Here is a 16,208-nt window from a genome sequence, read left to right on the forward strand (position 1 = left end):
ATTTTTACTCGCCACTCAGCACTTTCAAGCTAGAAGGTAGAAGGGAACACATATTTAAAAACATGGGAGACATTGCAGTTTTGGCTGATATAGCACAAGCCTTGGTGGTTAGGACATTAACAGATGATAAAACTTAGACACAACAAGACTTTTCACCCAATCCCCAGTCACCAGTCCCCAGTTCCTTGCTATAAATATCTCTGGATCTACCCTCTTGCGGTAAAGTTGCATAAGAATGTGCATCTAAAGCCAGGAGGAAAGAGTTGTGAAAGCAGTCTTGATGACAGCAGCTGGCAATCCCGAAGTTCTACAAGTGCAGGATGTGCCAAACCCTGCTGTTCCTGTCGGGAATACTGAACTTTTAGTGCGTTTGGTGGCGGCTGGCATTAACCCCATTGACACTAAACTTCGGAGTCGAGGCAGTTTCTACCCCGATCGCACGCCGACAATTTTAGGATGTGATGGTGCAGGTATTGTTGAAGCAGTGGGTGCTGGCGTTCAGCGTTTTCGCGCAGGTGATGAAGTATATTTTTGCTATGGTGGCTTGGGCGCACACCAAGGAAATTACGCTGAATATACCGTTGTCGATGAGCGGTTTGTGGCACGTAAACCCGCCTCTATCTCCTTTGCCGAAGCAGCAGCAGCGCCTTTAGTATTAATCACCGCCTGGGAAGCTTTATATGAACGGGGACGATTAGAACCTGGGGAACGGGTTTTGATTCATGCTGGTGCTGGTGGTGTCGGCCATGTAGCAATTCAATTGGCGAAACTCAAAGGTGCTACTGTTTCCACCACAGTCAGTTCTGAAGAAAAAGCTAATTTCGTCAAAGAACTTGGTGCGGATAATGTAATTTTTTACAAACAAACAGACTTTGTGCAAGCGGTATTAGATTGGACTGATGGCGAAGGCGTAGACTTGGCTTTTGATACCGTAGGTGGCGAAACCTTTCACAAAACCTTCCCCGCAGTGCGAGTCTATGGCGATATTGTCACAATTCTCGAACCAAATGCCAATACTGTTTGGAAAACTGCTAGAACTCGCAACCTCCGCATTGGTTTAGAATTCATGTTGGCACCAGCCTTGCTAGGATTACAAGATAGTCTCCACCATCATGCAGAAATTCTCGAACAATCAGCCACCTGGATCGATGAAGGCAAATTAAAAATCCATGTGAGTCACAAATTTCCCTTAAAAGAAGCAGCTAAAGCCCACCAACTGATTGAAAACGGGTCTGTGGCAGGTAAAATTGTTCTGCTGATTAGTGACGAACGATCGAAACAATTTGCATAATTTATCTTTTAAACGCAAAGGCACGCAGAGGTTAAACGCAAAGGTACACAGAGGAGTTTCTTGGCGTACCTCTGCGCTTCCCTTAGCGTTCCTTTGCGTTTTACTCTTCCTCCCCTTACCAGCTTCGGCAGCACAAACACAACCAGAACGCACACCCTTAACCCTAGAATTGTTGCAAGAACGACTACGCACACCGACACTCCGCGAAGGGAATTTAACCGTAGATTTGCAAAAAATGGCGATCGATTTACGCCCAGAAAATGCCAGCTTTCGTGATGCTTTTTACCAACTGCTGCGAAAAGAACTCGGTACAAAACCTTTGGGTTTAGACCTCAGCTATGCTTTGATTCTGGGGGATTTTGTCGGCAGCGATTTGGGTTTAAGAACACCATTATATGCAAAAGCCATTGCACCCATTTTCACCGCTACCGAACAAGAAAAACTAGAACGTTTGCGCTTTGTTTGTCTAGAGTCACTCGCGATGTCTACGACGGGCTACGCCTACGCTTTACCCAATTCTAAAGATTGTCGATCGCTTCTGGGAACAGAGTCAACCCCAGCTAGTGAAATCGCCGTCTTTCGTGGTGTCTTAACACTGATGCAAACTCGCTTCAACGGCGAAGTGAAGTTCTCCAATACTTTTTTTCTTCAGTCTGTTGATGCCCAAGGTGCAACTTTTCTCCAACCTACTGACTGGACTCAAACCAGATTTGCTCGTCCTGTTAGTTTTACCAGTGCTAACTTCCAGCAACCAAGCAATTTTCAGGGCAGTATATTTTTTGAAAAAGCTAACTTTAAAAAAATTAAATTTCGGGAACTGGCTGATTTTCAAGGTAGTATCTTTGAGACAACTGCCAACTTTAACCAAGCAATTTTTAAACAGTTGGCTAAATTTAGTAGTGTCCAATGGCAAGGAAATGCTGATTTTTCGGAAGTGGATTTTGCCAGTCAAGCCCAATTTACTAAAGCAGGTTTTAATCAGTTTATTCTTTTAACAGAAGCGACTTTTGAGCAAGGTGTAAGCTTCCGAGAAGCGAAGTTTAACCTATTGATAAATCTGCAAGGTGCGAACATTCTTAACCTTGCAGATTTTAGTGATACCAAGTTTGCTAAAGAGGCTTGTTTAAGCGTACCTGGTTTAACTTTTAACTCTAACCAAGCGAAAATTTTAGGTAATCCCGGTGAGATTGGTCAGATGTTCTGCATCCCAACATTGCAAGGTAATCAAAACGTCTTGCGGAATTTGGGGCAAAATTTTCGTCAGCAACAGCAAGTTGCCGATGCTAATAAACTAGAATACACAAAACAACGATTGCGATTAATCGACTTTGGGCATCGTTTGACGGCTACAAATATTAATAGTGCAACTGTTGCAAGTTTGATGAATTTGGGTTTTTCTGCAACTCAAGCCCAAGCGATCGCCCAGCGTCGTCTGGTAAAATCCTTTCGTAACAGTAGTGAGTTACTCACCATTGCAGACATCGATTTAGAAAAATATACCCAACTAAGCGTAGACGTGCAACGGCTTGTCGCTAGACATCGCTTAATTGTTGGCGAAACCCTTTCTATTGTTGGGTGGTTATTGCTAGCTTGGAGTTGGTTGGCGTTGAGTGTATTGTTATTGTTGAGTGGCTATGGGACAAATTTTTGGTTAGTTTTTGGCGTGGGAGGATTAGCGATCGCTTATTTCGGGCTACTATTTTGGCTAGTGGATCGCTATCGTCGGCTGCATCCGGTACCAATTATTCCCACATTTTACGAAACCATTTCGATATTAGTCAGTTTTAGCGTTTTAGAATTCTTCAGCTTACTAGCGATTTTTCGCAATGCCGAACAACCTTGGCTGACGTTGGGATGTCTTTTCATTATTCTTGTTCCCGTCCCAATGGCTTTATCGATCCGACTTTACCAACAAGGTCGTTATCATGACTTAATGGACGTTTCTTACTTCACAGAAGACGGCACATTTCGCCAGTTACGATTATTGATTGGACGTTTGCCAGTGATACCAAGGAATGAGACATTTCGAGAACGATATATGCCTCTATTGGGCGATCGCCGTTGGAACTGGCTCAACTATTATGATTTTAGTCTCAACAATCTAGTTAAATTAGGATTTAACGACATTCGCCTGCGAGACGAACACCTACCTGGCATCATCTCTGCACTTGCTTGGTATCAATGGAGTTTGGGTGTCATTTACATCACACTAGTTTTGTGGACACTTTCCCGCACAATTCCGGGATTGAATTTGCTGATTTATCTGAAGTAATTCCTGTACTGAACTTTTTTTCGCTACACTTTGTAGTGGTGCTAAGAGGATGTTTTCAAAGTTCTTTGGACGGTAACAAAACGTTTTATACCACACTCAATCCCCCGATAAATTGGGTATTACATCGACTAAAAGTAATAGAAGCCCGGTTAAACGCAAATTAATTAAATATCTAAAAATTTGGTAAATTTATCAAAAGATTGTTCATTGCTAGATAATGTTTAACCAAGTTTAATTTTTGTTATAGGTAAGTAGGCGGGAAAATTCATAACTACGTTATTGCGAGTTAAACGTTCGTGCAGCCTCTCGTAGAGAAGCGATCGCAAAGATTTTATTTTAGTTTAAGTCTGTTTATTTCTACCTAATTACAAACATGTCTATCAGTTAATTTTTTTAATTATTGTTTAAAACTATCTACAATTTTGATAAAAATATCAAAACATTTTTCATTGTGCTTCTAATTTAAATCATATAAATTGTAAGTGTCAATAGGTAGCATTAATTAAAAATTGATTATCTCAACTTAACAAAGATAATCTAGTAATTTCATAGCTACTAACTAGTTTTGCTAACAATCAAGACAACAAAATAGTCATGAACTAGACAAAAATTAAGTCTATTTTATGTTGTGATACTAGCAAAATTTTTATCAAAACAATAATGAGGATTAATTCTAATGGCAGACAATTCAAGTAATAGTGGTAGCAGTAACTCCTCTACTAGTGGGAACGATGCGATTGGACAATTTGGACAATCACCCTTCGGTCGCTTGAAAGAAGTTGTTCCTGAGAAAGACCTCCCCAAAATATTCAGTGGTGTTGGTAATGGAGAAAGTGGCGGTAGCTCATTTGGTGGCGCTGCTGCTGGTGGCGCTGGTGGCAGTCAGCCTGATTTAGCCTATGGTGGTAATCCTTTCGCTGGTGACAACTTCTGGAATATCTTTGCAGGCGGTGTCAACCCATCTGCAGGCGGTGGTAGACCATCTACAGGCGGTGCAAACCCATCCGCAGGCGGGGGGAACCAAAGTAGTGGCAGCGACCCTTTGACTGGTGCTGGTGGCAGTAGTAACTCATCCGCAGGCGGTGCAAACCCATCCACAGGCGGGGGGAACCAAAGTAGTGGCAGCGACCCTTTGACTGGTGCTGGTAGCCAGACTTATGGTATTAGCACAAGTGAAATACCGAACGGGTTTGATTTGAGGGTTACTATTGACAAGCTAGTTGCCTCAAAGCTTGATAAGGAACTGGGCGATGGAGAAATCCCATCATTTGGTGGTAGTGGAGGAACCCCATCATTTGGTGGTAGTGGAGGAACCCCATCATTTGGTGGTAGTGGAGGAATCCCATCATTTGGTGGTGTTAGTGGAGGAGGAATTCCATCATTTGGTGGTAGTGGAGAAATCCCATCATTTGGTGGTGGTAGTGGAGAAATCCCATCATTTGGTGGTAGTGGAGGAGGAATCCCATCATTTGGTGGTGTTAGTGGAGGAGGAATTCCATCATTTGGTGGTCAATGAATCTCGTTCGCTTAATAGAATCCTTGCAAAAATGAGCAGATAAATAGAGGGAATAATAATGAGTTCTTTCAGTACATAGTATGCTAGTACAGTTTGGCGCAAATAAACATATCATTCGATAAAGCTCAAAAGCGTGTATTATCGGTGATGTGCCTTCTGCCTTATTGTACTAGTTTGCTATTTTACGTCCTGGAACTCTTTACAGCTAAGGATTTAAGCAATATTTTCTGTTAGTTTGACAGGAAAATGATTAAAGCCTTTATTTTAGAGATATTTTGGGTTTAGCAAATTCATAATTCTTATAAGAAGTACTGAAGTCTCCATAACTTTTTAACTAAAAATAGGAAAATTAGTGCCAATGGAAGAGTCTGCTGTCAATCCCTTTAATGGTGGAGTTAATCCCTTAAGTGCAGGTGTCCCTAACAGCGTTGGTTCCTTTGCTACCAATAGCAGTTTGTCTCCTGAAGGTAGCCCGTTGACGGGTAGCAATCTGTTATTAGGTAACGGTAACAATTCCATTCCAGGTGGCGGTATTAACCCGTTTGCAGGCGATGCTGGCAGTGGGCTTCAGCAATTAATCTTCAATCGATTAAAGTCAATTTTAGGTGATAACTTTTTCAAAGGTATTGACAACACATTGGCAGGAGGTAGTAATCCTTTTGCAAACAGTGGTTATCCGATTCCAAGTGGCGCTACTAACCCATTTGCAGGCGGTAATGCGATTCCAAGTGGCGCTACTAACCCATTTGCAGAAGGAAATAACCCATTTGCAGGTGATAGTAACCCATTTGCAGGCGGTGGTAATCCATTTGCAGGCGGTAGTAACCCATTTGCAGGTGGTAGTAACCCATTTGCAAGTGGTAGTAACCCATTTGCAGGCGGTGGTAATGCGATTCCAGGTGGTGGTAATGCGATCGCAAGTGCGGGAAGTCTGCTTCAACAATCACCTTTCGATCCGTTGAAAGAAGTCCTTAGTAACAATATACCCTTTAGTAACGGTGGAAATACATCTAATTCAGGTAGCCAAACCTTTAATCAGAGCAACGCACCGGTTGGGAATGGTAATAAGGACTCTGGTAGTAATAACGCAACTATTGGTAATTTTAACTCGGATAATGGCAGTAACAGCGCAACCATTGGCAATGGTAACTGGAACTTTAATAATGACAACACAACCATCGGCAATGGCAACTGGCTATTTGGAAAGAGTAACACAACTCTTGGTAATGGCAACTGGTATTGGGACGATGGCAGTAATAATTCAACATTAGGTAATGGTAATTGGCACTTTGGCAGTGACAACGCAACCATTGGAAACGGTAATTGGGACTTTGGTAAAGATAATACAATTATTGGTAATGGGAACTGGGTTTTTACCAATGGAAATGAAATTATTGGTAATGGCAATTGGTTAACAAAGACTGACAATACAACGATTGGAAACGTCAATAATCTCAGCAGTTTAAAGTTATCCCCACTTGGGATAAAAACTGATGTTAACAATCTGATTGACTCTCTGATAGGTAAAATAGGTCAAAATTTTCTTGGGTTCACAGGAGATTTTGATAAATCGAGTAGCCAAACGTTCAACCGCCTGATCTCTTCTAAAAGTGTTGGTAATGACACCAATATATCTAGTGATATTGAGCAACTTTTGGCATCACTCAGCCCAATTCAAGGAAATTTTACCAATTATCAGCCTGTGCAAAACCCTCAGCCTGTCTCAGAACCTACTTCTTCAGTGCCATTGTTAGTAATGGGACTGGTGTGTTTGCTGTTGTCACTGTTCAAAAAACAACAACACTGTTAATGTAAATTCAATCTTTCTCACTAATTGCGATCGCAGGCACACACGATGAGGTGAGATAATTATTAGAGGTTGTTTGAAAAGTGGTTGGCTGTGATTTTAGGCACTAATCGATCCCCCCTAGCCCCCCTTAAAAAGGGGGGAACCGGAATCAAAGTCCCCCTTTTTAAGGGGGATTTAGGGGGATCTAGAACGTTTTGTTACCGAGAATAAAACTTTTCAAACATCCTCTAAGAGCATCCCACTTTTTTGTATGTCATTGCGAGTGAAGCGAAGCAATCGCAAAATCTCCAACTAAGAACTAGTCCATGCAATTGCTTGTCTGGGACACGCTGCGCGATCGCCATGACAGTTATTCTCTCAGTACAAAATAAAACTGGGATATACCTCTTTCTGTTTTTGTACCAGGTTGACTTACAGCAGTAATTAGCGAGAATTGATGCTGTCTGCGCCAAGCTATGCTCATGGAGACGGTTTGCGATATCTACGACGCTCACTGAGCTTGTCCTGAGCGTAGCCGAAGTGACGCACTATAAAGCAACTCATAAGTTCATTACAACAATTGTTGCAATGATTTAAACCTTTCTTATACATGAACAAGTAATTGTTGCAAAGCATGAAACCTTTGCAGCAATTGCTTATACCTTTCTTGGAAATACTTAAACCTTTCTTATACATAAACAAGTAATTGTTGCAAAGTATGAAGTCTTTGCAGCAACTGCTTATACCTTTCTTGGAAATACTTAAACCTTTCTTATACATGAACAAGTAATTGTTGCAAACGCTTCAATTTTGGCAACTAGTGTTCAAGGTTAAGCGAGTTACGAGTGTTGATACCAAGAAAAGGGGAGACAAAGCATAGCTTTGGCTCTTTGGGGTGCAATGATTGTAGGAATCATAACTAATTTCCGAACTTCCGCGCGGAGTTTTATGAGTCCTATAGCTGTATTTGCTAAATTTGATGGGCGATCGCTTAAAATTTAAAAGTTGGTGATTGTTATCTGCTCAAAAGAATGCCTCACTCAAGTTTTCAGCGTGCAAATACTCTTAAAGCGGCTTTTTTGGCTTGTAATGTTGAGCCGCTTGAACCAGCAGAAATGGAACGGTATTATGTCGATCTGTCGCTGGTGCGGAAAACTTCGGCTATTGATAATGTCAGTACAATTTTGGATTTTCAAGAAGCAGGTGATTTTACAACAATTTTATTTACCGGACATCGCGGTTGTGGAAAAAGTACGGAGTTAAAAAAAATTCAGAGTCTTTGGGAAAACAATTATCGGGTTATTTATTTGGAAGCAAACGAAGAGACAGATATTAATGATACCCGGTATACAGATTTATATTTGATTGTAATTAAACAAGTTGAATTTGAATTACGAAAATTAGGTTTGACTTTTAATCAAGATTTATTAAAAAGTTTTGAATCATGGTTTAAAGACATTACTCAAGAAAACGAGCAAAGTGTCGAAAAATCAGTCAACGTTGAGGCAGAAGCAACTCTCAGCCCTACAGCGCCATTTCTTGCCAAACTAATGGTGAAATTGCTGGCACAAATTAAAGGCTCGGACAAGCAAAAGACAACTATTCGGCAAACTCTAGAAAAAGATTTATCTCGCCTCAAATCTGATACTAATCTGTTATTAATCGACGCTTACACAAAATTGCGACAAAAATTTCCTGAGTGTAAAGGTTTATTAATTATCTTCGATAATTTGGATCGGGTTCCTCCTGTGGTAGCAGAACATTTGTTCTTTGATTATGCGGCTCAGATGCAGGAATTAAATTGTACAATTATTTATACAGTACCAATTTCAATTCTTTGTTCGCCGAAAAATCCCCTAAATCAATTTGATGGTAATCCTCATATTGTGCCGATGATTAATATCTATGAATTTGAACGGCATAAATGCGATTTAGATTATAATCAGACGGGCTTAGATGCGATGGCAAGTGTAATTGAAAAGCGGGTTGATATTGATGCAATTTTCGAGAGCCGTAATCAATTATTAGAACTAGCAAAAGCAAGTGGTGGACATGTGCGCCAGTTAATGCAAATGATGCGCTCTGCATGTCAAACAGCGAGTACCCGAAAACACGCAAAGATTATCTCCGAAGATATAGAATATGCAGTTAAACAGCAACAATTTAGTTTTGAGCGGTTTATTCCTGAAGAACATTACGCTCATTTGGCTCAGGTTTGCTTAACTAAAAATGTCAGCAAAGATGAAATTGGACAATTAATGTTATTTAATACTTCCGTATTGGAATATAACGGTGATAAACGGTGGAATTATCCAAATCCAGTGGTGAAGCGAAATGAGTTCTTCCAACAAGCTCTCCAATCAGCACAAAAACAGTGAACTTCAAGCGGAAATAGGTAAATTTATTGCCTATAATAAAGATGAATTTGCTGAATTGGTGACATTTGTCGATTTTGCAGAAAAATTTACGTTAGGTTTTATTGAAATTAACTTTACACCTGATATAGATTTATTAATTGCTGGATTGGAACAGAATCCTCAATGTGAAGAAATCCAATTTGTGGTTTTAGATTTTCCTGAGAATAATTTGCGATTTCTGCGGGATGAATTGGTGGAGCAATTAGCCAAAATTACTAAAGAAACAAATAAAAAACTTGTTTTATTAATTCGGAATTTAGAAAAATCAATTGGTGTCTTTGGTGATTATCCACCAGTTCTACAGGATTTAAACTTCGTCCGCGATTCTTATCGTCAAACCGTACCCCATCCGCTTTTATTTATCTTGCCAGATTATGCGATTTCGCGGTTAGCAAAATTTGCACCTGATTTTTGGGCTTGGAAATCAGGTTTATTTCGCTTTAAAACTACAGAATTGAGTAGAGAGAGGGCAATTGCCAATACTCTGAATGCAGACATAAATATAGAACGCTTACCAACACCAGAACAACAAGAACGTATCGATTTATTACATGGCTTGTTGATGGAATATAACCCAACTGGAGAAATACCCAGCCCAGAACATCTCCGCAATTGCAGTAATATTTTAAATGAATTGGGCAAAGCATATTTAAGTCAGCGCAAACCAATCCAAGCTAGAGAGTATTTAGAAAAAGCTGGGAAAATTGCCAAGCAATTTCCTGATTATTCCTTACAAATCGAAGTCATTAATCGGTTAGGTGAAAGCTATCAGCAGCAACGACAGTTTGAAAGTGCAAACAGCTATCATCAACAAGCTTTAGATATTGCCAAAGAGCAGAAAAATCGTCCCGCTGTCGCCAATTCCTTGTTTTATTTAGGTAATGTCTCTCTGAATATGCGACAGTTCCACCAGGCATGGGATTATTATCAACAAGCCCTGGAAATAGATATCGAATTTGGCGATCGCTATTCCAGTGCTAGCACTTACCACCAGTTGGGATATGTTGCCCAAGAGTTGCGCAAATATGACCAGGCACGGGATTATTATCAACAAGCTCTGGAAATCGCAATTGAATTTGGCGATCGCTATAACTCTGCTAGGACTTACCACCAGTTGGGAAGCGTTGCCCAAGACTTGCGAGAATACGACCAGGCACGGGATTATTATCAACAAGCCCTGGAAATATATATCGAATTTGGCGATCGCTATTCGAGTGCTAGCACTTACCACAATTTGGGAATCGTTGCCGAAGAGTTGCGCCAATACGACCAGGCACGGGATTATTATCAACAAGCCCTGGAAATCAAAATCGAATTTGGCGATCGCTATTCGAGTGCTAGCACTTACCACAATTTGGGAATCGTTGCCCAACAGTTGCGGGAATACGACCAGGCACGGGATTATTGTCAACAAGCCCTGGAAATCAAAATCGAATTTGGCGATCGCTATTCGAGTGCTAGCACTTACCACCAGTTGGGAATCGTTGCCCAAGACTTGCGCCAATACGATCAGGCACGGGATTATTATCAACAAGCCCTGGAAATATATATCGAATTTGGCGATCGCTATTCGAGTGCTAGCACTTACCACAATTTGGGAATCGTTGCCCAAGAGTTGCGGGAATACGACCAGGCACGGGATTATTATCAACAAGCTCTGGAAATCGCAATTGAATTTGGCGATCGCTATAACTCTGCTAGGATTTACCACCAGTTGGGAAGGGTTGCCGAAGAGTTGCGCCAATACGACCAGGCACGGGATTATTATCAACAAGCCCTGGAAATATATATCGAATTTGGCGATCGCTATTCCAGTGCTAGCACTTACTATCAGCTTGGGAAAGTAGCAGAAGAATTAGGAGAGTTAGAGAAAGCAAAAGCCAATTACCTACAAGATTTGGTAATTACAACTGAGTTTAATGACGAGCATGGTTTGGGTATTTCGTTGCGTAATCTTGCCCGTTTTTATCAAACTACCCAGGATGAGGATTTATTGAGGGAGGTAGCGAAGATATCAGGGACAACAGTGGAGGAATTGAAGGAGACAATAATCAATAGTGAGGAGTAATCGATCGCATTTTGGGTTTTGTGGGGAAGGGCGTTAGCGAAGCTGTCCGCAGGAATCGCGTTTGCTTGATTGGTTTGGGAGAGCGATCCTTCTCCAGTTATCCTTAAAAGTTACAATGAGTATGATGTCAGCAAGTCCAGCTTCAACCTGTCAAGCAATCATTCCCTTTTCGACGTTATCCGCATCAGTGCGAACCTCGCGAATGCGTTCCTCGTCGAGATTTTCCGGTAGAAATCCACCTGCTTGCATTTTCCATAATCTATAGTAAGCGCCGCCGAGTGCCAGCAGTTTTGCGTGGGAACCATCTTCGATAATTCGACCTTTGTCGAACACCAAAATCCGATCTAGATGGACGATGGTAGATAATCGATGAGCTACCACAATCACCGTTTTGCCATTCATTGCTAAGTCGAGGGTATCTTGGATCGCTTTTTCGGTAATTGAATCGAGGCTAGAGGTGGCTTCATCTAAAATCAGAATCGGCGCATCTTTGAGAATTACGCGCGCGATAACAATGCGCTGTCTTTGCCCCCCAGACAACTTAACGCCACGTTCGCCTACCAGAGAATTGTAACCATCCTTGCTTTGGACGATGAAATCGTGAGCATGAGCCTTTCGCGAAGCTTCCATCACTTCCTCATCGGTTGCATCCAAGCGTCCGTAACGAATATTTTCTAGCAAAGTGCGATGGAACAGAGACGGATCTTGGGGAATTAAGCTGATTTGAGCGTGTAAGGCATCTTGAGTCATATCTCGAATATCGACCCCATCAATGATAATCTGTCCAAATTGTGGGTCGAATAAACGCAAAATCAGATTGACAAAGGTGGATTTTCCAGAGCCGGACAAGCCCACCAATCCGACACGCTGTCCCGCTTGGATGGTGACAGAAAGGTTGTTGAAAACTTTCTTCTCTTCTGTGTAGTTGAAATTCACCCGCCGAAACTCAATCTTACCTTGGGTGATTGGGTGGGCGATCGCTTTTTCGCGATCGATTAACTCGTGGGGTTGAATAATAGTTAAAACACCATTGGCGACATTCCCAACATGTTCAAAAAATTCTAGAAAGCGGCGGCTCAAATTCCGGGCTTCACTGATAATCAATAGCGACAGGCTGGTTGCAACAACGAAGTCAGCAGCAGCGATCTTTCCTTGACTCCAGAGAGAGAGCGAGTAATATAAAATGCTAATTTTTAGAATAGCTGCTGAGATGAACTGAAACCAGCGAATTCGCTCCGAGTACCAGTTGGATTCTCTCACGTGTTTGAGTTCGCGCCTTAATTGCTCATTTAAATAGCGTCGTTCAAAACCAAAGCGAGCAAACAGTCGGCTACTAGTGAGATTTGTGACTGTATCTACAATGATGCCAGTTGTCTCACTTCTGGCGGCTGCGGCTTTCCGGGAATAAAATCGGCAGCGAGTAGCCAGCCAAAACGAAATACTGATGAAAAGAACTGCCCATATTCCCACAAGTGCAGCCAGTGGAGGATAGGCGCGATACAGTATTGTCGTGGCAACGGAATACACAACAATTACTGGCATAAATTCAGTAATCATCATTTGCATCGTCTGGGTAACACCCAGAGAAGTTTCGCTAATCCGATGTGCCAATGCCCCAGAAAAACTGCTGCTCAGATAGCGATGTGAATGGTGCTGTAAATAGGCATATAGCGATCGCACAATGTGCTGTCGGTGGATGGGATGGAGAATCGTTTGCAAGAGTCCAGCCGAGCGCCCAAATACCACTTCACCGACACTCAAGCCGATGAACAACATCAAGGGTTGCTTCATGGCATCAAAAATGGGCTTGCTGTCGCTTGTCGATCGCGTCACGCCCCGGATGATCTCGCCAATAGCATAAGGCAACATAATCCCGCAAGTTGCGTGTATAATCTCCAAGATAACTGCTAGCACATACCACCAGCGAAACTGGTTAACGAAATAGCAAATGAACCTGAATGGAGTTGATGGCAAATCTGGTGCATCAGGGGCACGTTGAAAGGATTTAGATTGTCTAGCTTTTTTTGTCATTTGTTATTCGTTGCGTCCCTAGTTTCTAACGAAGAGAATCTCCTCTTCGGTATTCGGCGGTTATGTCGTCTAACTTTTGTTTCAAATTGTCGTCAAGTTTTACTTCTACCGCCTTGAGGTTGTCAGCAAGTTGTTCTGGACGGCTAGCGCCAACGATCGGGGCAGTGATAATCGGATTAGATAAAACCCAAGCCACTGCTAAGGTGGTGAGGGACAATCCGGCGAGTTCCGCTACCGTGCGTAAATCTTCAACAGTATTAAATTCGCGATCGCGCCAGTAGCGTTCTTGATAACGTTCTGCGGCAGCACCTAACGTAAAACGCGTACCTGATGTGGGGCCTTGAGTAAAATTGTGTTTACCCGTAAGTAGACCACCCGCCAAAGGATTGTAAGAAATTACACCCAATCCTTCTTCTTTCGCCAGGGGTAATAGTTCTCGCTCAATTTCGCGGAATAACAGGTTGTAACGGGGCTGAATTGAGACGAACTTGGTTAGATTGCGCGTCTCAGCACGACCCAAAGCGCGAGCAAGTCGGTAGGCTAAGAAGTTAGAAACCCCGATGTAGCGCACCTTACCAGCACTAACCACTGCATCCAGCGCTTCCAAAGTTTCATCAAGGGGAGTTGAAGCATCATCGGAGTGCAACTGATACAGGTCGATATAATCAGTTTCCAACCGTCGCAGGGAAGCATCGATCGCATCTAAAATATGTTTTCGGGAAGCCCCCCGATCCCAAGGTGCAGGGCCAACTCGACCAACGCACTTGGTAGCCAAAATAAAATGTTCGCGTTTGCCTTTGAGCCAGCGCCCAACGATTTCTTCGGTGCGTCCCGCAGTAGCTAGTCCGCCGCCAAGGGGATAAACGTCGGCTGTATCCAAAAAGTTGATTCCGCCATCGGCGGCGGTGTCGAGGATTTGCCTAGAAGTTTCTTCGTCGGTTTGTAAACCAAAGGTCATGGTACCGAGACAAAGACGCGAAACGGTCAATCCAGTTTTACCAAGATTAGTAGTTGGTAAGGTCATAGAGATATTGTTAATTGAGAAAGTGTGAAAATTTTTAAATAGAATGCGACGTGCGCTTCGCTAACGCCAAACTAAAACCCTATGCGATATATATCAACTCAGCCATAATTAGCCAATAAGATAACGATGTCGGTATTTTTAAGGTGTGAACCAATTTAACCAACCTTCCCAGTTTTGGACGATCGCAGCAAATTGTGCATAACCATCAGCTTTTGGGTGAGCGCCGTCATTGGCTTTTGCTTCTGCTAGCCAAATGGGTGACTTCAGCAAACGAGAAAACACATCAAGATATGGAATATCTAGTTCATTACAAACCAATGCGAATTCCTGTGAGAGATTTGCAAGAATTTGATTTCTTTTTTCTTGATCGACATCACCACAGGGTGGCGGACTAACCATCAAAATCGGATAGAGTTGCTTTGCTTGGCTTAAGATACTGCGAGCATTTGCGATCGACTCTGAAATTTCGATTCCTTGCTGTTTACCCGCCCATCCTGAATCGTTTGCCCCAAAAGAAAACACTACTCGACCATCAGATTCTTTTGGGAGACGATAGGAGACTTCCGAGTACCAACGTTGTTTGAGATACCGACTTGTCTCTGCCCGCACCCCCAAGTTGTAATGGGTGATAGCGTATCCTCTTGACTCAGCATTGCGGCACACTCTACCTGTCCAACCCTGAAACTCTGGATCGCCTGTGCCATTGACAAAGGATTCACCAATAAAACAAATTCTGATTTCTTTGCGAGAATCTGACATAATTCAACTAAATTTTGCCGAAAAAATTCGGTTTTGGCTTGAGAAGCATTATGTCCATGATTCTAGTAGTTCGCTTTCGTGACGCAAGTCGGGAAAAGGGTAAGGGTTAAAGCTGTTTTATTCCTTCCCCTTTAACCTTTAACCTTTCCCCAGCCTTCATCCGCATTTTTGGGTTGGCAAACTACTAGAAGATATTAATATATTGTTATGTTAGGCAGGCAGAACGCTGCCTACCTCAGAGAATATTGCAAGTTAGTTTTTGAACATTTCACCTCAAGCGACTACAGAAATTTCACGACGGTTCTGGGAAATTAGCCACTGTTGTAACTTCGGATCGCCGTATACTTCATCTGCAATAAAATGATCGCCATCGGGCAATATTGTCAAATCGACTTTCCCCCCGACTTTGCGTAAACGCTCAACAAAATGCTCCGTATCCTCAATCGGCAGATTTTTGTCCTGTCCACCTTGAAATATCTGAACGGGAATGTTTTTGAGTGCAGCTAGTTCGCTTTCTGTTAATGTTTTTGGTACACGTCCAGACACAGGTACCAAACCTGCGAAGCGATCGGGATGTAAAGCAGCGATATGCCAGATACCCGCCGAGCCTAAGCTGAACCCAGCCAATATCACCCGCCCTGGATCGACGGGTTGGGAAACAATCAGTTCATCAAGCAAAGCAAGCACATCGTCTGCTCGATCTACCCAAGTCTGTTCGGGCAGAATTTGGGGTGCAGCGAAGACATAAGGTAACGAGTCGGATGAATCTACGAAACGAGGTAGACCCCATTTCAGTAGCACATTCAAATCCGTGCCGCGATCGCGTCCTCCATGCAGAAAAAGTACTAAGGGTGCAGGTTTGTTGGCATTGTTAGAAACAGGCGAGAACAGATAAGGCAAGGAACCATTGTTAGTGTTATGAGAGCGTTGTTCAACAGGCATTGTTATGACTCCTAATTTAATTTGGGCATGGGCCATGGGGCATGAGGCATTGGTAAAAGACAAGGAAGAGGGGGGAGATAAAGAAGAAACTTGTTTAAT

At 42.4% G+C, this 16,208-nt stretch carries 10 protein-coding genes; 6 read left to right on the forward strand and 4 right to left on the reverse strand.

Going from position 1 to position 16,208, the window contains the following annotated elements; genetic code table 11:
• Positions 1–265 precede the first annotated feature (265 nt).
• The 6 genes from RMY32_RS03630 (at position 266) to RMY32_RS03655 (ending at position 11,353) form a co-directional block, all read left to right on the forward strand.
• Complete coding sequence (locus RMY32_RS03630; protein ID WP_322711433.1) at positions 266–1,291, forward strand: zinc-dependent alcohol dehydrogenase family protein; 1,026 nt, start codon at positions 266–268, stop codon at positions 1,289–1,291.
• Complete coding sequence (locus RMY32_RS03635) at positions 1,284–3,563, forward strand: pentapeptide repeat-containing protein (RefSeq protein ID WP_322711434.1); 2,280 nt, start codon at positions 1,284–1,286, stop codon at positions 3,561–3,563. Before RMY32_RS03630 ends, RMY32_RS03635 begins: the two co-directional genes overlap by 8 nt.
• Positions 3,564–4,239: 676 nt before the next feature.
• Complete coding sequence (locus tag RMY32_RS03640; protein WP_322711435.1) at positions 4,240–5,079, forward strand: hypothetical protein; 840 nt, start codon at positions 4,240–4,242, stop codon at positions 5,077–5,079.
• A gap of 358 nt (positions 5,080–5,437) precedes the next feature.
• On the forward strand, positions 5,438–6,889 hold the full coding sequence (locus RMY32_RS03645; RefSeq protein WP_409882189.1) for a hypothetical protein: 1,452 nt from the start codon (positions 5,438–5,440) through the stop codon (positions 6,887–6,889).
• Between the two features lie 1,010 nt (positions 6,890–7,899).
• Positions 7,900–9,246, forward strand: a complete 1,347-nt coding sequence (locus RMY32_RS03650) for a P-loop NTPase fold protein (RefSeq protein ID WP_322711438.1) — start codon at positions 7,900–7,902, stop codon at positions 9,244–9,246.
• Positions 9,203–11,353, forward strand: a complete 2,151-nt coding sequence (locus RMY32_RS03655; protein ID WP_322711439.1) for a tetratricopeptide repeat protein — start codon at positions 9,203–9,205, stop codon at positions 11,351–11,353. Before RMY32_RS03650 ends, RMY32_RS03655 begins: the two co-directional genes overlap by 44 nt.
• Before the next feature lie 150 nt (positions 11,354–11,503).
• Here RMY32_RS03655 and RMY32_RS03660 read toward each other — a convergent pair whose 3' ends face one another.
• The 4 genes from RMY32_RS03660 to RMY32_RS03675 form a co-directional block, all read right to left on the reverse strand.
• Entirely contained in the window at positions 11,504–13,384 is a 1,881-nt protein-coding gene (locus RMY32_RS03660) for an ABC transporter ATP-binding protein (RefSeq protein ID WP_322711440.1), read from the reverse strand.
• A gap of 25 nt (positions 13,385–13,409) precedes the next feature.
• On the reverse strand, positions 13,410–14,408 hold the full coding sequence (locus RMY32_RS03665; protein WP_322711441.1) for an aldo/keto reductase: 999 nt from the start codon (positions 14,406–14,408) through the stop codon (positions 13,410–13,412).
• A 138-nt stretch (positions 14,409–14,546) separates the two neighbouring features.
• Positions 14,547–15,167 carry a GDSL-type esterase/lipase family protein gene (locus RMY32_RS03670; RefSeq protein WP_322711442.1) on the reverse strand — a complete coding sequence of 207 codons (621 nt, stop codon included), beginning with the start codon at positions 15,165–15,167 and terminating at the stop codon, positions 14,547–14,549.
• Between the two features lie 273 nt (positions 15,168–15,440).
• A complete protein-coding gene (locus RMY32_RS03675) occupies positions 15,441–16,109 on the reverse strand; it encodes a dienelactone hydrolase family protein (RefSeq protein ID WP_322711443.1) in 669 nt (222 codons plus the stop codon).
• Positions 16,110–16,208 lie beyond the last annotated feature (99 nt).

The sequence above is a fragment of the Nostoc sp. ChiSLP03a genome (genome assembly GCF_034531215.2).
In the GTDB taxonomy this organism is placed as follows: Bacteria; Cyanobacteriota; Cyanobacteriia; order Cyanobacteriales; family Nostocaceae; genus Nostoc.

Excerpts from the sequence above, each read along its gene's own strand:
- RMY32_RS03640 (WP_322711435.1), top strand. The coding sequence starts at position 4,240 with ATGGCAGACAATTCAAGTAATAGTGGTAGCAGTAACTCCTCTACTAGT.
- RMY32_RS03645 (WP_409882189.1), top strand. The coding sequence starts at position 5,438 with ATGGAAGAGTCTGCTGTCAATCCCTTTAATGGTGGAGTTAATCCCTTA.
- RMY32_RS03650 (WP_322711438.1), top strand. The coding sequence starts at position 7,900 with ATGCCTCACTCAAGTTTTCAGCGTGCAAATACTCTTAAAGCGGCTTTT.
- RMY32_RS03655 (WP_322711439.1), top strand. The coding sequence starts at position 9,203 with ATGAGTTCTTCCAACAAGCTCTCCAATCAGCACAAAAACAGTGAACTT.
- RMY32_RS03660 (WP_322711440.1), bottom strand. The coding sequence starts at position 13,384 with ATGACAAAAAAAGCTAGACAATCTAAATCCTTTCAACGTGCCCCTGAT.
- RMY32_RS03665 (WP_322711441.1), bottom strand. The coding sequence starts at position 14,408 with ATGACCTTACCAACTACTAATCTTGGTAAAACTGGATTGACCGTTTCG.
- RMY32_RS03670 (WP_322711442.1), bottom strand. The coding sequence starts at position 15,167 with ATGTCAGATTCTCGCAAAGAAATCAGAATTTGTTTTATTGGTGAATCC.
- RMY32_RS03675 (WP_322711443.1), bottom strand. The coding sequence starts at position 16,109 with ATGCCTGTTGAACAACGCTCTCATAACACTAACAATGGTTCCTTGCCT.